General features: G+C 39.5%; 16 protein-coding genes. 10 read left to right on the plus strand and 6 right to left on the minus strand.

Features of this window, described 5'->3' with window-relative positions; genetic code table 11:
- Window positions 1-5 precede the first annotated feature (5 nt).
- The 6 genes from B7E04_RS20180 to B7E04_RS20205 form a co-directional block, all read right to left on the minus strand.
- On the minus strand, window positions 6-377 hold the full coding sequence (locus B7E04_RS20180; RefSeq protein ID WP_139785458.1) for a hypothetical protein: 372 nt from the start codon (window positions 375-377) through the stop codon (window positions 6-8).
- A 334-nt stretch (window positions 378-711) separates the two neighbouring features.
- Complete coding sequence (locus B7E04_RS20185; RefSeq protein ID WP_080780328.1) at window positions 712-1,905, minus strand: efflux RND transporter periplasmic adaptor subunit; 1,194 nt, start codon at window positions 1,903-1,905, stop codon at window positions 712-714.
- A gap of 133 nt (window positions 1,906-2,038) precedes the next feature.
- On the minus strand, window positions 2,039-3,310 hold the full coding sequence (locus tag B7E04_RS20190) for an ABC transporter permease (RefSeq protein WP_080780329.1): 1,272 nt from the start codon (window positions 3,308-3,310) through the stop codon (window positions 2,039-2,041).
- 150 nt (window positions 3,311-3,460) lie between these two features.
- Window positions 3,461-4,690 carry an ABC transporter permease gene (locus B7E04_RS20195; protein WP_080780330.1) on the minus strand — a complete coding sequence of 410 codons (1,230 nt, stop codon included), beginning with the start codon at window positions 4,688-4,690 and terminating at the stop codon, window positions 3,461-3,463.
- Between the two features lie 159 nt (window positions 4,691-4,849).
- Window positions 4,850-5,206: a four helix bundle protein gene (locus B7E04_RS20200; protein WP_080780331.1), complete on the minus strand. Its 357-nt coding sequence runs from the start codon at window positions 5,204-5,206 to the stop codon at window positions 4,850-4,852.
- Window positions 5,207-5,334: 128 nt separating this feature from the next.
- Complete coding sequence (locus B7E04_RS20205) at window positions 5,335-6,024, minus strand: ABC transporter ATP-binding protein (protein WP_080780332.1); 690 nt, start codon at window positions 6,022-6,024, stop codon at window positions 5,335-5,337.
- 425 nt (window positions 6,025-6,449) lie between these two features.
- On the opposite strand from B7E04_RS20205, the gene B7E04_RS20210 reads away from it, so the two are divergent.
- The 10 genes from B7E04_RS20210 to B7E04_RS20255 all read left to right on the plus strand — a co-directional run bounded on the left by B7E04_RS20210 (window position 6,450) and on the right by B7E04_RS20255 (window position 17,724).
- The gene (locus tag B7E04_RS20210) at window positions 6,450-7,424 is read left to right on the plus strand and encodes a ribonucleotide-diphosphate reductase subunit beta (protein WP_080780333.1); all 975 of its coding nucleotides are present in this window, start codon (window positions 6,450-6,452) and stop codon (window positions 7,422-7,424) included.
- A complete protein-coding gene (locus B7E04_RS20215) occupies window positions 7,424-7,912 on the plus strand; it encodes a hypothetical protein (RefSeq protein ID WP_080780334.1) in 489 nt (162 codons plus the stop codon). The genes B7E04_RS20210 and B7E04_RS20215 overlap by 1 nt, the downstream gene beginning before the upstream one ends.
- A 9-nt stretch (window positions 7,913-7,921) precedes the next feature.
- On the plus strand, window positions 7,922-8,209 hold the full coding sequence (locus B7E04_RS20220) for a hypothetical protein (RefSeq protein WP_080780335.1): 288 nt from the start codon (window positions 7,922-7,924) through the stop codon (window positions 8,207-8,209).
- Between the two features lie 47 nt (window positions 8,210-8,256).
- The gene (locus B7E04_RS20225) at window positions 8,257-9,924 is read left to right on the plus strand and encodes a ribonucleoside-diphosphate reductase subunit alpha (protein ID WP_262484673.1); all 1,668 of its coding nucleotides are present in this window, start codon (window positions 8,257-8,259) and stop codon (window positions 9,922-9,924) included.
- Between the two features lie 257 nt (window positions 9,925-10,181).
- Window positions 10,182-11,000: a hypothetical protein gene (locus B7E04_RS20230; RefSeq protein ID WP_080780337.1), complete on the plus strand. Its 819-nt coding sequence runs from the start codon at window positions 10,182-10,184 to the stop codon at window positions 10,998-11,000.
- Between the two features lie 2 nt (window positions 11,001-11,002).
- Window positions 11,003-11,806, plus strand: coding sequence for a hypothetical protein (locus B7E04_RS20235; protein ID WP_080780338.1), 804 nt, complete (start codon window positions 11,003-11,005; stop codon window positions 11,804-11,806).
- 10 nt (window positions 11,807-11,816) lie between these two features.
- Complete coding sequence (locus B7E04_RS20240) at window positions 11,817-12,635, plus strand: hypothetical protein (protein WP_080780339.1); 819 nt, start codon at window positions 11,817-11,819, stop codon at window positions 12,633-12,635.
- A gap of 618 nt (window positions 12,636-13,253) precedes the next feature.
- Window positions 13,254-13,826: a hypothetical protein gene (locus tag B7E04_RS20245; RefSeq protein WP_080780757.1), complete on the plus strand. Its 573-nt coding sequence runs from the start codon at window positions 13,254-13,256 to the stop codon at window positions 13,824-13,826.
- A 6-nt stretch (window positions 13,827-13,832) separates the two neighbouring features.
- A complete protein-coding gene (locus tag B7E04_RS20250; protein WP_080780340.1) occupies window positions 13,833-15,401 on the plus strand; it encodes a hypothetical protein in 1,569 nt (522 codons plus the stop codon).
- A 223-nt stretch (window positions 15,402-15,624) separates the two neighbouring features.
- On the plus strand, window positions 15,625-17,724 hold the full coding sequence (locus B7E04_RS20255) for a T9SS type A sorting domain-containing protein (RefSeq protein ID WP_080780341.1): 2,100 nt from the start codon (window positions 15,625-15,627) through the stop codon (window positions 17,722-17,724).
- The last annotated feature ends 24 nt before the right edge of the window (window positions 17,725-17,748 follow it).

Raw genomic sequence — 17,748 nt, forward strand, 5'->3', positions numbered from 1 at the left:
AATTTTTAAACCAGATTAATCTTTTGAAGCACCATTTCTGCTTTGATATTAGAAATTTTTTCTGCCCAGTAAGTGAGGTATTCTTCCTTTTCGGGAAGCTCTTCCTTTGTCTTATTTTGACATTTTACTAAAGAGTTTTCATAGTCTTTCAAGATATTTTTCAGATAGTGTTCAAAATCATTAGGGTTTTGAGGAATGTAACCAATTCCGTTACAACCACAACTATAAAAACATTTTCCAATTCTAAAAAGACCTTCTGTAATTTCCCATTCTTTAACAGCTGTTTTCTTTGGGGCTTTAAAATCTTTTCCCAAATCTGCCATTAAATTTCCACATTCAGGACATTTGATCTCTCTTGAATCTATTTTCTTTCTCAAGACAAGCAATTCTTCATTTTTAGATTTTGAAAAAACATTCCCAACCTCTACCACCTGTCCATCTGATTCATGATAGATCTTTTCTTTTTTAATCCTTAAAAGGATATCATCAGTACTCGCCTGTTTAAATGATTTCCTACATCTGAAACAAACGTAATGGGATTTATATATTTTTCCGCTATACCTGCACATGGTTTTGTCTTTATTAGCAAATTTATCAATTAGTTTTAGAAAAATCAGCTATTCCGGTTATTGAATGCCCGCTATTTAACCAAAAAAAATCCCGAGAAAAATTCCCCAGGATTTCACAGTTAAAATATATAGTGATCGTTTACTATTTTTTCTTTTCTTTAAGCTCTTCCTTGTCTTTATCGGAAGGGTTCCAAACTTTCACTTCAGAGTCTTTGGTCAATCCGGAAAGGATTTGTACGTTGATCCCGTCGCTGGCTCCAAGTTTCACATAGACTTTTTTGAATTTTCCGTCAGCCTGTTTCACTTCTACAAAAGGAGTGTCTTTTCCGTTTTTCTTTTCATACTGGATCAGAGATTCGTCTAAAAGCAAAGCATTTTTTTCAGATTTCAGGACAATTTCCCCGTTGGCAGAGAATCCTGCTCTGATGTATTCATTATTCGGGTTATTGACATCCCCTTCCACAGGGAATTTAATGGTTCCCAGATTATCTTTTCCTTTGGGAGCAATCATCGTTAGCTTTCCGGGAAATGTTTTATTCTGAAGGGCACCGATTACGATTTTCATATCCATCCCCTGCTTCAGTTTTCCAGCCTGGGCTTCATCAATTTCTCCCTGGAAGATCAGTGAATTAAGGTCTGCAATAGAACAGATCGTAGTTCCTGCATTGAATGAGTTAGCCTCAATTACCTGGCTCCCCACTTTTACAGGAACTTCAAGAACGGTACCTGCTGCTTTGGAACGGATCTGAGTGGTTGCCAACCCCTGTAATTCAGGAGTAGCACCGGTTTTTACAATCTGTAATCTTTTTTGAGCGGTAATCAGCTGCTGATTGGCATTCTTAAGGTTCTGCTGCTGAGAAAACAACTGTTGCTGCGAGTTTAAATACTCCTGCTTGGAAATTACGCCCTGCTTGTACAGTTTATCCTGCATGGCAAACTGCTTCTGCATATTATCCACATTCATTTTAGCATTGCTGATCTGCAGCTGGGAATTCACTACTTCCTGCTGAGCATTGTTGACATCAGCAATATTAGGGATAATTCTCACAGTAGCAATCAGCTGTCCTGCTGTCACTTTATCTCCTTCATCTACCAGGATTTTATCAATGATTCCTGCAATATTCGGTTTGATCTCGATCTCTTCTTTTGGAATGATCTTTCCGGTAGCCATTACTTTGTCTTCCATGTTCTGGTAGCTTGGTTTTCTGGTCAGGAAAGCTTCACTCTGTTTAGAATTTGATTTCACGAGATACCCGATCCCGGAGAACAACGCCACTGCAAATAAAAGCCCCAGTACAATATAAATGGCTTTTTTCCAAGTGAATTTCTTTTTCATATATCTAGTTTATTTTTACTATTAATTCAATGATTTAAAGATTTAAGAATTTAATCATTACAAATCCTGTCATCATTTTCAGTTTTCAAGTTATTTTATTTTCAAATTAACGCATTGCCACATCAGTACATCATCACTCCGATCTAAGTGCTTCAATAGGCCGTATCTTCACGGCCCGCTGTGCCGGAATCATTCCGATAATCAAACCGAGAATTACCATCACTGCCATGGCTCCGAATACATTTCCATAGTTCACCGTTGGGTTATAGAACGGAAATTCATCCTGGTTCTGCGTTACTATATTTAATATGATCAGAACAAAAATTCCGCACATAAATCCGAGAATTCCCGAGGAAAGCGTAATCACAACACTTTCAAGAAGGATCTGATTTCTTACTTCAGCAGGTTTTGCTCCTAAAGCTCTCCGGATTCCGATTTCTTTGGTTCTTTCTTTTACGGTGATCAGAAGGATATTCGAGATGGCAATAACACCTGCAAGAATAGTCAGAGTACCTACAATAATGGTTAAAAGCTGCATTCCGGTCAGAAAGCCCGTGAGCTTTTTAAATTCCTTTCCCAGGTTAAAACTTCCGAAGGCATTGGTATCTTCAGGAGACACTTTATTTTTCTTTTTAAGCACCTGCTTTACAGTTTCTTCTACTCCACCCACATTCACATTAGGTTTACTTACGATGGCAAACATATCGATCTGCTCCCCCGCATTATACATTTTTGTGTAGGTTGAAAGTGGAATAAATGCCGTACGGTCATTTTCAAAACCGCCGCCTTTCTTCACTCTGAAAACGCCGATCACATTAAAAAACAATCCTTTTATATTCACCTGCTTTCCAACCGGATTTTCTTTTTTCTTGGCATCGAAAAAGTTCTTGTAAATCTCTTCCCCTATTACTGCCACGTTCTTATTTCCCATTACGTCGGCATCATTGATGTAACGCCCGAAAATAAGTTTCTTTTCAGAAATTTTATTTCCTACCGAGTAATCTCCGGTAAGCGAGTACGTCCCGCTTTTACCATTCCTTGACATGGATTCTCCCGGTGTTCCGGTGAAGCTTCCCCTGGCATTCTGCGGCGAGATATAATCTATGCCGTTAACTTTTCTTTTCAGCATGTCCATATCTGATAAATTCAGGTGAACTTCCCGTCCTTTAGGGAATCCGTCATACGGAATAGAGGTTTTCTGGGCCCAAAGAAAAATAGAGTTGGTTGCAAATCCGGAAAACAATTTATCAAAACCGTTTTCCATTCCTTTGGCCGCTCCAAGAAGACTTACATACAAAAACATTCCCCAGCCTACACCAATCATGGTAAGGAACGTCCGAAGCTTATTATTCCTCAGTGAATAATAAATTTCCTGCCAAGTATCTTTTTTAAATATAATATTCACTTCTTTGAGTATTTATTATGTATTAATCTTTAAAGGCTAAAATGCAAAATCGCGAAACAGCAAAATCGCTTAATGACCCTGTATCAGCAAATTAGCCTTTTTGCTTATTTGCAAATTCGCCCTTTTACCTTTTCGCTCTTTCACTCCTCATCATTCCGTTCTCAACGCCTCTATCGGTTTAATTCTGGAAGCTCTGTACGCCGGAACAAATCCTGCAATCAGACCGGAACATACCAGCGCTATGAAGGCCATAAATATGGTTCCCCATCCTACACCCGGGCTTTTGATAAAATATTCTTCAAGACTGTCACCGATCAGACTCAGCGCAAGAACTCCCACTGCCACTCCAATAATACCTGAAACCACCGTTATCACGACACTTTCCTGTACAATCAATGCAACAATACTTCTTGGTTTAGCTCCAATAGCTTTACGGACTCCAATCTCCTTGGTTCTTTCTTTTACAATATACACCATGATGTTGCTGATCCCAATGATCCCGGCCAGCAGGGTTCCCAATCCAATGAAACCCACAATCAGGGTAAGCACCGCCATAAACTGGAAGGTTTCGTTCATATTCTGGGCATTGTTCCATACACGGACCCCGTTTTCATCATCAGGCGCTACATTTTTCCTGGCTTTTAATCTGTCTTTAAGCTCGTCACCATATTTAATGGCTTCCTGAGGCGTTAGTTTCTCGTTATAGGCAATATATGCCGTAGATACCGTATCCGAGCCTTTTTTCATTTGCTGAAGGGTGGTAATGGGAACGGAAATATGCCGTTCATCCCAGTCCCCGCCATCATCAGAAAATACACCGATTACTCTGAACATGGTGCCGTTAATATCCAGGTCTTTTCCAACCGGACTTCCGTTTTTGATCAGGTCACGCTGAACCATTCTTCCAATCACCGCTACATTCCTTTTTTGGGCAAGGTCCATGGATGAAAGGTAGCGTCCATCAAGCATTTTACGGTTTTCTATCACTTTTTCTCCCGGTTCTGCCCCGTTGATCTGGTAACTCCCACTTTCTTTTCCGTATTTCACCATTAAATTGGTGGTATATCTTGGGCTGGCGTCGCCTACTTTATCTTTATCCGTATTGATCAGAAAATCATAGTCTTCATTATCCATCGTGACGGTTCTGTCGGACTGAAGCCCTTTATAAGCCAGTGTGGTTTTACCGGTATAGATCGTGATCAGGTTCTGCGCATCTCTGGCAAATCCCTCTGTAAAGGCATTCTGAAGACCCGTTCCGATTCCGAAAAGAACAATAAAGATAAACAGTCCCAAAGCTACCGTAAACCCTGAAAGCACCGTCCGCAATACATTACTGCGGATAGAACTGAATATTTCCTGCCAACGATCTAGGTCAAACATAGTTTTTATTTTTTTACTTTGTAAAAAGTCAATTAACTGCGTTGTGAATTTTCTTCGAAATCAATTAACTTCGTGGTCAATTTTGTATTAATTAAAAATTTTTCAATTTTTAAAATTCACTATCGACAATTCACTATTCATCATTATTCCAATTACATTTTATTTCTTTTTCAACATTCCACTTAGCAAGATAAATGTTGTCTTAATTAAGTTTTCAATTTTTACTAATTCTTCTTTTTTGATGTAATTACAATCTATCACTATATCAAAACAAGAATCCAATTCTATCACTGAGCCTCTTGCTATTTCAAAATATCTATTCCTCTCAGTTTCTGATTTTCTGGAACATCCTTCTGTTATATTTAGCACAACTGATGTTGAAGCTCTCCGTATCTGATCAGTCAGATTAAATCTCTCACAATCAGGAATCTCAGATAAAATTTTATAACATTCAATTCTTAACTGCCTGGCCGATTGATAAACATCTAGTTTATAATGGTTCAGATTTAAAAACATGAATACTTTTTTTCCATTTTCATTTGTGTGTGTTATCGATAATTTTATTTTAAAATTGGCTTTTCAACATTCGCAATGAATTAAAAATTCACTTGCGAAGCAAAACTGACCATTCACCATTCACTCGATCATAAAACCACCTGCTTGATAAACTCATCACTTTCAATGATTCCGTCTTTCAGGACAACATTTCTTTTGGTTTGTGCAGCCACATCCGGTTCGTGGGTAACGACAATGATGGTTCTTCCTTCATTATTGATTTCCTGAAGAAGTTTCATAATATCATGCGTGGTTTTGGAATCCAGCGCTCCGGTAGGCTCATCGGCCAGTACTACTTTAGGATCAGTAATCAAAGCTCTTGCGATGGCTACCCTCTGTTTCTGTCCCCCGGAAAGTTCGTTCGGAAGGTGTCCTGCCCATTGTCCAAGACCCACTTTTTCCAGGTATTCCAGAGCTTTCTGGTTTCTTTCTTTTCTGGGAACATTCTGGTAGTACAACGGCAACGCTACATTCTCCAAAGCGGTTTTGTAGCTGATCAGGTTGAACGACTGAAAAATAAAACCCAGAAATTTACTCCTGTATTCCGCTGCTTTCACTTCAGACAAATGTTCAATAGGAACATTGTCCAGCTCATAAGTGCCCGAATCTTTTTCATCCAGAATACCGATGATATTAAGAAGCGTGGATTTTCCGGAACCGGAACTTCCCATAATAGAAACAAACTCGCCTTCAGAGATATTAAGATTAATCCCTTTCAGAACATGCAGCTTGCTTTTTCCTGTATCGTATGATTTATGTAAATCCTGAATTACTAACATGAAGTGATGCTTGTTTTATACCCAATAAGTAGATGATAATTTCAATTTGTTACAAGAACGGGAATTTATTCGAATATTTTATTGTTTAACACATTAATGCTTTATTTAAAGTACATTACATTAAACCGTTTAACTGTAACTGTAATTTTTCATTTATTTTTTACCAATAACGCCTCGTAAGCCATTATTCGTGCTGGTTTCATGTAAATGTGGAAAACTTTTAAGGTTAAAACTCAGCCAATTAGTATTTACCCCTTTCAAAATCGTTTCTTTTTTTCGAACTTTGTCATTAGTTCTTTACAAGAAACCGACACTCACCAATGTGAATATGTTTCCAATGTAAATACCAAACATACAAGAAGTTAAGCATTGCTTCAAAGTTATCCACAGTGATGCCAATTATTTAATTTTAAAGATATTTTAATATGGGAATTTTCGATAAAAGAGTCAGTTACAAGCCATTTGAATACCCTGAGGTTCTTCAGTTTGTAGAAGCGATCAACAAATCGTTCTGGGTACACTCGGAAGTGGATTTTACTGCAGATGTTCAGGATTTTCATTCGCAGCTGGAACCACACGAAAAACATGCTGTGAAAAACGCACTTTTAGCGATTGCACAGATCGAGGTGTCCGTAAAGACATTCTGGGGAAACCTATACAACCACCTGCCAAAACCTGAACTTAACGGGCTTGGAGCTACTTTTGCAGAATGTGAATTCCGCCACTCGGAAGCTTATTCCCGACTGTTAGAGGTTTTAGGATATAATGAAGAATTTAATCACGTTGTAGAAATTCCTGCCGTGAAAAAGAGAATTGACTTCCTGTCAAATGTTCTGAAGCACGCCAATTCCACTACGCCAAAGGAATACGTTTCTTCTCTTTTATTGTTCAGCATCCTGATTGAAAACGTATCACTTTTCTCACAGTTTGCCATCATCCTTTCCTTCACCAGATTCAAAGGATTTATGAAAAATGTTTCCAATATCATCGCCTGGACTTCCGTAGATGAACAGATCCACGCCAATGCAGGAATCTACCTGATCAACAAAATCCGTGAAGAACAGCCTGGCCTCCTGAGCGATTCTGATATTGAAGACATCTATACTTTGGTAGATCAGTCTATTGAACTGGAGGGTGAAATCCTTGACTGGATCTTCGAACTTGGAGAATTAAGCGTTTTCTCAAAAGAAGACCTTCTGAACTTCATGAAATACCGTGTAGACGACAGCTTAAAGAAAATCAATATGGAAACCCGCTACAATGTTTCTCCTGAACAATACCGCCCGATGGTATGGTTCGAAGAAGAAGTGTTCGCGAACTCCATGGATGATTTCTTCGCTAAAAGACCGGTAGATTATACGAAGCACGACAAGAGTATTACAGCGAACGATTTGTTTTAATGGAAACAGACATGGAAGTTAATTTTAAAAAAATCAGAAAGGGTTATGAACAGGATTTTCATAATTCTTCAATGAATGGTTCGAAAAAACTTTCATTTCAGCATGAAGATTGGATTAGCGTTTTAGATAAACCTCAAAGGGATGTATTTTCAGAAATAAAAAGTGTTGGAGTCTGGTTATTTCCTTTCTACCCAATTGGAAATAGCTTTATAAACTTCGGAAACCCTTTCTCAAGAATTGGAATAGAAATCATCTATAAAAATTATAAAAAAGAGAAGGAAATCAGGATACAAGAATTTGAAAAAAAAGGCTGGGAAGTCCATAAAATTGACTCAATTCATGATACGCTAAGCATCGAAGATCTTTATAGGAAAAAATATAATGGTTTTTTAGAAGACTTAGATGAAGAAGATTATTTAAATTTTTTAATTGAAAACAAGAATACTAATCTTGACTGTTTACTTCATTATCTAAAAGATCGTACATAAAATATAAATATGATTAATGTAATTGTAACCTACACCGTAAAACCCGAATACGTTTCAGAAAACAAAACCCATATCCAAACGTTTCTGGATGATTTTAAAAACCTTGATCAGGAAACATTTGAATATAAGGTGTATCTGAAGGAAGACGGCGTTACCTTTTTACATTATTCAAATTACATCAACGAAGAGGTTCAGCATGAGGTTTTAAATGTACCGTCTTTTAAAGAATTTCAACGGCTAAGAGACGAAAGCGGGCTGAACGGCACGCACAAAGTGGAAATATTACAATCAATATAAAAGCAACAAAATTCCGGAGTATAAACACAGCTCCGGAATTCGAAAATATAACATCTATGGAAGAGCAAAATTCAAATATATGGTGGCTCAATGAAGAGTCTGAGCAGATGCTGAACAGAGGCTACCTGCTGAAAGGGGAAACTGTAGACGGAGCCATCGACAGGATTACTACCGCCGCAGCAAAAAAATTATACAAGCCGGAATTACAGCCCGCTTTCAAAGAAATGATCACCAAAGGATGGATCAGTTTCTCATCTCCTGTATGGGCTAATATGGGAACCCAAAGAGGTCTTCCTATTTCCTGTTTCAACGTACACATCCCGGACAGCATTGAAGGAATTACCCACAAAATGGGTGAAGTGATTATGCAGACGAAGATCGGTGGCGGAACATCAGGATATTTCGGAGAACTTAGAAACAGGGGAACAGCCGTAACCGATAACGGAAAATCTTCAGGAGCGGTTTCGTTCATGAAATTATTCGATACGGCTATGGATGTAGTTTCTCAGGGGGGAGTAAGAAGAGGTGCTTTTGCTGCTTATTTGGATATTGACCATGGTGATATCGAAGAATTCCTATCTATTAAAGATATCGGAAGCCCGATCCAGAACCTGTTTACCGGAATCTGCGTTCCTGATTACTGGATGCAGGATATGATTGATGGGGATATGGACAAACGTAAGATCTGGGCCAGAGTGCTTGAAAGCCGCCAGCAGAAAGGTCTTCCTTATATTTTCTTTACCGACAATGTAAACAGAAACAAGCCTCAGGTGTACAAAGACCTTGGAATGCCTGTCAATGCGAGTAACCTTTGCTCCGAGATCATGCTTCCTTCCACAAGAGAAGAATCTTTTATCTGCTGTCTGTCTTCCATGAACCTGGAATTATATGACGAATGGAAAGATACTGACGCTGTAAAACTGGCCGTTTACTTTCTGGATGCCGTTTTAACGGAATTCATAGAAAAAACTGAAGGAAATTACTACCTGCAGGGAGCCAGAAACTTCGCTTTGCGTCACAGAGCGCTTGGACTGGGAGTTTTAGGATACCATTCTTATTTACAGAAAAATATGATTCCATTTGAAAGCTTTGAAGCAACCCAGTTCAATGCAAGAGCTTTCAGACACATCAAAGAACAGGCAGAAACCGCTTCAAGAGAGCTTGCCAATATCTATGGAGAGCCGGAATTACTAAAAGGGTATGGACTGAGAAATACCACAACCATGGCGATTGCTCCTACCACTTCAAGTTCTGCCATCTTAGGACAGACTTCTCCGGGAATTGAGCCGTTTGCGTCCAACTATTATAAAGCCGGTCTTGCTAAAGGAAACTTTATGCGTAAGAACAAATACCTGGCTAAATTACTGGAAGAAAAAGGCCTTGATAACGAGGAAACCTGGAGAACAATTATGCTGAACCACGGTTCCGTACAGCACCTGAAAGAGCTTACAGACGAGGAGAAAGCAGTATTCAAAACATTTAAAGAGATTTCTCCAATGGAAATTATCTCTCAGGCGGCTCAGAGACAGCAATACATTGATCAGGCTCAGTCGCTGAACTTACAGATTCCTTCTACGATGCCTGTGAAAGATGTGAACTATCTTTATATTGAAGCATGGAAAAAAGGAGTAAAAACCCTTTACTACCAAAGAAGTTCTTCCGTTTCCAAAGAAATGATGGTCAACTTTGTGACATGCTCTGCTTGCGAGGCGTAGAATCCGCTAATAATAAACTCAGTATAGTACCACAAAACACGCTTTTTAAGCGTGTTTTTTTTGTTAAAAAAAAATTTTAATAAAATTTTAATCTGCCGTTTACAAAAATCATTATTCAGCCAAACACCATCAATACAGAAAATATGAATTCCTTATTCTCTAAACAGTGAAAATAAAACCCTATATCATTGATTATCAGGCAATATTATAAATTAAAATTCAATATATTTGTAAAAAATTATTTCAAACTTCACTTTATGAGAAAAATATTAGGCGGTAATATATTGCTTATATTGCTGTTATATCCTACTCTAAGCACAAATGCACAGGTTAAAATCTCAAATTCATCAGGCGCTGTTAATATGGAAAGTGTTCTGCATCTTGAAAGTGCAGCAAACAATAAAGGTTTTCTGCTGACAAGAGTGGCCCTGCAGGCGACGAACAACGCAGCACCGATGACTTCCCACACTGCGGGAATGATTGTGTTCAACATCGCTACGGCCGGAACTTCTCCCAACAATGTAACCCCTGGGCTATATTACAACGACGGAACCCGATGGATTAAAATGACCACCAAAACTCCGCAGACCGGAGATATTAAAAACGGATTCCAAAGTGCTGATCATAATGGCTGGTATCTTCTGAACGGAAGAGCTGTAACCACATTAGCAGCAAACCCACGGGCCAGAGCTGCTGCATTAGGCTTCAGTACCAATCTTCCAGATGCTTCAGACCGGTATTTAAAGAACACCAACGGACCGGACAGCCCCGGTACTGCTGCAGGAGTGAATTCTTTCACACTCAGCCAGGCCAATCTTCCGAATTTCACATTTTCAGGAACAACAAATACGACAGGAAACCATTCCCATACGTATACGGATAACCCAACAACGGTGGCATCTGTAGTTAGTGGAAATAATAACCCTATTTCCAATACAGCAAGCATCGACACGAATACCGAAAACTCAGGAGCCCATACACATACCCTGTCTTTTTCTCTGGGAGGAAGCAGCCAGCCTGTCAACCTTGTTCCGAACAACATTATCACTAACGTATTCATTTATTTAGGAAGCTGATTATGAAGAAAAATTATGTAAACACATTGATCGGAATTTTATTTTTTTCGATTGTAAGGTCTCAGGTTGGTATAGGGACTCCAAATCCATCCAATTCTGCAGTGCTAGAACTAAACAGCAGTAATAAAGGATTTCTAATGAATACCATTTCATTGACCTCCACGCAGTCTGCAAGCCCGCTTACCGCCCACACGGAAGGTATATGGGTATACAACACCGCTACAGCCGGAACAGCACCTAATAATGTCATTCCCGGCCTCTATTACAATGACGGAACCAAATGGGTCCTGATGTCCATCAACACAAATATTCCAAAGATCGGAGACATCAAATCAAGTATGGTCAGTACTGATCACGAAGGATGGTATCTGATGAACGGAAGAAATACATCCACTCTGCCAGCTTTGGCACAAACGAACGCATCCACACTAGGTTTTTCAACTGCATTGCCCAATACAGCTGACAGGATCTTAAAAGGGAAAAATACATCCGAAGCAGTAGCTGCAACCGGAGGAACCAACTCATACACCCTTTCCCAGGCCAATCTTCCGAATCTTACATTCACCGGCAATACCAGCACAAACGGAGCCCACACGCACAGCTATACCAACAGGGGAGTTAATTACTGGAATTTTAATGCGGGAAGTCTTTCTGCTACAAGAACCATTAACACAGAAACCAGAACAACCGGTACCGCCGGAAACCACAACCATACTTTTTCCGTAGCCAGCGGAGGAAGCAGTACGCCTATTGCCCAGTACCCTAAACATATGGTGGTGCAGTATTTCATCTATTTAGGAAAATAAAAACAACAAAATGAAAAAAATCAATTATATCATATTGCTGCTTGCTGCTTTCAATGGTTTGAATGCACAGGTTCTTATTACAGCCGGTACCTCCCCGACTCCTGTACCCAATACGCAGGCCGTTCTGGAATTGTATTCAAAAGATCAAAACAAAGGACTTTTGATGCCGAAGGTAGCCCTTACCGCCACAAACAATGCAAGCCCGCTTCCCAGCCACATTGCGGGAATGACCGTATACAACACGAACACAACGACTACAGCATTAACAGGAGTAACGCCGGGATTTTATTATAATGACGGGACTTCCTGGAGCAGACTGGAAGTACAGCTTCCCAACACGGGTGACATCAAATACAGCAGCACTGCTCCGGATCATGACGGCTGGTATCTGCTTAACGGAAGAGCCATTTCTACGCTTCCTGCAGCTGTACAGGCCAGAGCTACAGCACTCGGGTTTTCTACAACGTTGCCTGACAGCACAGACCGATATCTAAAATCCAGATCTGGATCTGAAACCCTGGGAACAACCGGTGGAAGCACAAGCGTAACTCTTGCCCAGGCTAATCTTCCGAATGTTACCTATAATGCCACCACAGTAAGTGCCGGAAGTCACAACCACACTTATAATGACAGGGCAAGTGGTGTAACAGCCAGTGCAGAAGGGGGAAGCACCAGAACGGTTGTGGATAACGATTCGAACACTTCTACCACATCCTCTGCAGGAGACCACTCCCATACATTTTCTGTATCTACCGGAGGATCAAATACCCCATTGAACCTGCAGCCAAAATACCTTTCGGCTTATATGTTCGTATATCTCGGACAATAAAACAACATATTCTCAAGGCCACAGCTATTTATTGTGGCCTTGATTTTCAAATTCTACCGGACTTTTTACAGAAAAAATATTGATTCACAAGGTTTAATCATCCAAAAAGATCAAAAAGCACAGGAAAATAAAGGGTAAAAAAAATTTAACAAATTTTAACATTTAGGCATCAATAATTATTTTTCTCTTAAACGTACGTTATCACGTAGAATACAAAGCATCCACTCCCTAAACAGTGAATCAAGCGCCTTTGACAGGCATTTTAAGTATAATTTTATCAAATTTTTAATTACATTTGTTTGAAATTTACTACATATATTATTTTTTTATTAAAAATATAAATTAATAATATTTTTATTTATGGATAATAATTAATAAAAACACAATACATTTAAACAAACACAAAACACGATATTCACTACCAAAAACCCACAAAACACACCTATACAAATCACTGCATGATGAATTTAAACACAATAAAAAATTATATAAGATAATAAGCTATTAAAAATCACTGATTATATTATAAAATAAATAAAAGACACATATTTAACAATTAATTTTCTGTTGGCAGGAATTTTGTTAATAGAACAAACACACAAAAAAAATTATTTCGAAATGTACAGAATTATTACCTTAATTTTGGTGATGGCTTTTTGTTCCATTACCGCTCAGGTTGGTATAAACACAACTACACCTGACCAAAGTTCCATTTTAGACATTACAAGTACCTCAAAAGGAATTCTTTTACCAAGAGTCAGCAATCTTTCATCAGTCACCAATCCGGCTACCGGACTTGTTATTTTTGACACGAACAAGAAATGTATCAGCCAGAATGTGGGAACACCTGCAGCACCGGACTGGGTATGTCTTTCTCCGTATGTAGCTAAGTTTTTCTACATGCCGAGTGTAGTTTTTGACACAACAACGACTGCAACAGGACAGACAAAAGACTTATACACCCTGTATAAAAACCAGTTCTCGAATGTACCGGCAAATGCAAGAAGTGCATCTGCTCCGGCTTCTATTCCATTCTTTCCGAATGCAACGGACCTGCATTATTATGTAACGGGTTATGATGCTGCTGTTTTCAAAATCAACAGCATCAGCAACACCGGTGTATTGAATTACGATGTGCTATCTAATGCTACATCAGCGTCATTCATCAACATTGTATTTGTTGTAAAATAAGCAGCCATGAAAAATAATTATAAAGGGCTGTCTCTGATGAGCCTGGTTTTCACCCTGCTTACCCATTTTGCGTATGCACAGACAGACAGCACTGAAGTGGCCAGTATTTACGGCTTTTATTCCTATTCAAGTTCGCTGATGAATGCTTCATCGGCATCGGAGCTTACGATACAGGGAAATGCGTCGCATACCGCTACAGGGGTACAGCTTACTCCCGCCAGTTCAGGCCAGTTCGGAGGTTTGTTTATCAACGGAAGAACCTTTACTTCGGTAAACGGGCTGCACGTTGAATTTGAATATGACATGAAAAACGGAACCGCACTGGGAGGTACGTATGGAGACGGTTTATCATTCTTTCTTTATGATGGAGCCGTTACCAGTCCTACAATCGGTGCCCCGGGTGCCGGGATAGGATATTCCTACAACAGAACGAAAGACACCTATGCCTCTCAAAGAAGACAAGGTCTGTCAGGAGCTTATCTTGGTATTGCCCTGGATGAGTTCGGGAATTTTAAATCCAAGCGTTTTCAGGGAGAATCCAGGATAAACGGGATATCCGGAGTAACCTGGAGCCAGGCAGCCAGCCATGTGACTTTAAGGGGAGCCAGAGGCGCAGCCATCAATACCACAGGGCTAGGGGCAGGATTCACAGGATATCCGGTTCTGGCCACCAGAACTACCTTAAGCAATTCGGGGACAGTGGGAAGAATTCTTCAGACAGACAGAAGCTATGCCGCGACTTCAAACACACTTGCGTCCACATTTGATCTGAGAAACAATGCCGGAGAATTCAGGAAGGTATATCTTGATCTGATTCCGCATTTTACAAGCCCTACGACAACGGACGGGTTTGACATCAAAGTGGATATCCAGACAACCCAAAACGGCACCCCCATTAACGTAATTAATTATTATCATTACAAAACCTCGATACCTTATACTGAAAATGCCAATCCTCAGACGAGTGATTTTAATACTTCGGATACGGAAGGAACAGCAACAAACCATACGCTGAATGCAACGGTACCTTCTGTTTTGAAACTTGGTTTTGCCGCAGCAACAGGAGGCGCTTTCCAGCAGCATATTATCAGAAATGTAAAGCTTACCCTTCCGTATTCGGCTGTAAGCAATAATGATGTGGCTTCAACCTGTAAATTTCAGCCGGTCAATATTCCGGTTTTCAGTAATGATATTGCCTACAAAGGCCCTATCAGCATAACGACACCGCCTACCGGCAGTAATACGAATATTGATTATTCCACATTCAGTTTTACAAAAACAAGTGATACAGACCTTACCCTGTACCGAAGGAAAGTAACGCCACAGGGAACATGGACCTATAATAAATCTAACGGGATTGTTACCTTCACCCCTTCCAGCGGATTTACGGGAACTGCTACCATGACTTACTCGATAAAAGGAAGAACGGTAAAGGATTCTAACGGAAAAATTATTGAACCGTACGGTGATACTGCTTACAGATCTGTTCCCGGAACCATTACGGTTAATCTGAAAACTACCGGATGTATCTATTCCGTTATTTCCAACAGAATGGTAACGCAAGGTGTAAAATAATTCCACACGACAAAATATAGCATAAAACCATAGAAATTTCTATGGTTTTTTGTTTTTTCCCTGATTCATAAAGAAGGTTTTGCGCCGAAACGCCTACACCGATATTATTCTATATCAAATAGTTCATAAAAATTAGAATAAAATCCAAAAAAAAATTACATTTGTAGAATTAAATTCAATTCACCAAGTTTAGAAATAGAATTTAATCACTAAAAAACAAACAATGAAAAAATTTATTCTTGCCCTCTCGGTAGGCTGTTTTTCTGTGGCCTACACTCAGAATCTAAATTTCAGCGATTCCAATTTTAAAGCTTTAATCTTAAGTTCCAGCGCCAGCAATAATATTGCTAAAAATACCGGTGGAAACCCAATTGCAGTGGACACCAACGGCGATGGAGAAATACAGCTTTCGGAAGCGCAGCAGGTGAGATTCTTAACCGTAAAAGTAAACGGAACCGCTACCTACAGCAATATTCCCGATACCGTTACCGATGCACTGCTTTTCACTCATGTAGAGGAACTGTACATCTATGATTCCAAGTCTGCAACCATTCAGTTTGTTAACAATTCTACAATCAAAAAGGTAATTTACACGGGAACCGGCGTTTTTACTGACCATACAGGAACCACACAGTACGTTTCCCCTGATTTCTCTTTTAATAATTGTTCCGGAATACAGGATATTAATCAGTTTCTGTCAGGAATCAGCAATAACTTTAATACCGGAATCACCCTAAGATTTAACAACTGTCCTCAACTCACCGGAAATATTGTGCTGAGCGGGAAAACCATTAAAGAGCTTTATATGGAGAACTGCAGCGGCATAACCTCGGTCAATACCAACTCATCTTTTCTGCTGAGCAAACTCCACTTTCAGAACATGACTTCATTAACTAAAATTCTGGTGGATGGCAACAGCGGACCAGTGGGGAACCAGACCTACAATATGAATGTGGATCTTACAATCGCCAACTGCCCAAACCTGCAGGAAATAGTAGCTGACACAGATCATTATTACAGCGCAGGGGGATTCTTTTCTTCAGCCAATATAAGCAGCTGCCCGAATCTAAAAAAAATAAAAGGCCTGAATGTTCCCTCCATTGATTTTACCAATGCAGGACTGGTCAATCTGGAAGAGCTTGACTGTGCTTTTTACAACCGGAATATCTACAGTACCACAGGAGGAGTGTTTTTCGGAAACCTGACCTCGCTTAATCTGGCGGGCCTTCCAAAACTTAAAATCTTAAAAGCATTTAACCAGCCAGTCACCAATACGGTAAACTTCGGTGCCGCAGCAGCGCTTCAGGATATTGACATTACAGGTACTTGCGGCTATATGAGCACGATCAATGTAAGTAACCTTCCCCATCTGCATACTTTAAAAGCAGACCGTTTTGAATCGCCGGGAGCCCAGGGAAATAATGACCTCCAGAATATCATTGCTAAAAACTGTACTGCCCTGACGAACCTTGTTTTCCGAAATAACAGTGATCTAAAAGTATTGGATGTTCAGAACTGCCCGGGCTTACAGAAATTATCCATTGGCTATTATGCACCGATGAGTGACGGAATTTTCCCGGAACTGCACACTATTAATCTCCAGCAATGTACCGGATTAAAGGAAATCACCGTTCAATTCACTAAAATCAATGCTTTAAACACAAACGACTGTACGGCTTTAACTTCATTAGACCTTTATGGAAATGATTTTCTTCCTTCTGTGAATGTTACCCATAATACGAATCTGGAATATATCGGTCTTCAGTCTCTGCCACTGATCTCACAGGTGAATACAACCGCCAATACCCAGTTAAAAAGTGCTTATTTTAATAATTGCCCGCAAATTACCCAGCTGGATTTTTCAGGTGCTTCTGCTTTTCAGTATATGACCTTATGGAATATGCCCAATCTCACTTCTGTTAATGCTAGAAACGGCTCCATTGAAGAGGGATTTGATTTTATGAATTACAACAGTAACCTTTCAGTTTGTGTAGATAATGCCCAGCTGAATGATGTTCAGGCGATGTATCCCGATATTTCATTTACTACCAATTGCGGAAATTTTTTAGCAGCTAAAAAGAACGATATTAAAAAGACCGGAATCACCATTGCTCCCAATCCTGTAAAAGATTTTATGACTGTAAAATCTGAGGACCCTTTAAAAAATGTAAAAATTTTCGATACCCAGGGAAGAATTGTTTTCAATCAGGAATTCAATGATGAAGTGGTTAGAATTAATCTTTCGGCACATCCGGCCGGAAGCTATATTGTGAACATAAAAACCGGTACCACAGAAGTTACGGGAAAAATTATAAAAGAATAATAATTGAATCCTGATAAAAAAATA

The sequence above is a fragment of the Chryseobacterium phocaeense genome (assembly GCF_900169075.1).
Lineage (GTDB): Bacteria > Bacteroidota > Bacteroidia > Flavobacteriales > Weeksellaceae > Chryseobacterium > Chryseobacterium phocaeense.

Bases quoted from the DNA above. Each gene is read 5' to 3' on its own strand.
- B7E04_RS20195 (WP_080780330.1), bottom strand. From the start codon at position 4,690: ATGTTTGACCTAGATCGTTGGCAGGAAATATTCAGTTCTATCCGCAGT.
- B7E04_RS20240 (WP_080780339.1), top strand. From the start codon at position 11,817: ATGAAAAAAATCAATTATATCATATTGCTGCTTGCTGCTTTCAATGGT.
- B7E04_RS20255 (WP_080780341.1), top strand. From the start codon at position 15,625: ATGAAAAAATTTATTCTTGCCCTCTCGGTAGGCTGTTTTTCTGTGGCC.
- B7E04_RS20185 (WP_080780328.1), bottom strand. From the start codon at position 1,905: ATGAAAAAGAAATTCACTTGGAAAAAAGCCATTTATATTGTACTGGGG.
- B7E04_RS20205 (WP_080780332.1), bottom strand. From the start codon at position 6,024: ATGTTAGTAATTCAGGATTTACATAAATCATACGATACAGGAAAAAGC.
- B7E04_RS20230 (WP_080780337.1), top strand. From the start codon at position 10,182: ATGAGAAAAATATTAGGCGGTAATATATTGCTTATATTGCTGTTATAT.
- B7E04_RS20220 (WP_080780335.1), top strand. From the start codon at position 7,922: ATGATTAATGTAATTGTAACCTACACCGTAAAACCCGAATACGTTTCA.
- B7E04_RS20235 (WP_080780338.1), top strand. From the start codon at position 11,003: ATGAAGAAAAATTATGTAAACACATTGATCGGAATTTTATTTTTTTCG.
- B7E04_RS20215 (WP_080780334.1), top strand. From the start codon at position 7,424: ATGGAAACAGACATGGAAGTTAATTTTAAAAAAATCAGAAAGGGTTAT.
- B7E04_RS20245 (WP_080780757.1), top strand. From the start codon at position 13,254: ATGTACAGAATTATTACCTTAATTTTGGTGATGGCTTTTTGTTCCATT.
- B7E04_RS20210 (WP_080780333.1), top strand. From the start codon at position 6,450: ATGGGAATTTTCGATAAAAGAGTCAGTTACAAGCCATTTGAATACCCT.
- B7E04_RS20200 (WP_080780331.1), bottom strand. From the start codon at position 5,206: ATGTTTTTAAATCTGAACCATTATAAACTAGATGTTTATCAATCGGCC.
- B7E04_RS20250 (WP_080780340.1), top strand. From the start codon at position 13,833: ATGAAAAATAATTATAAAGGGCTGTCTCTGATGAGCCTGGTTTTCACC.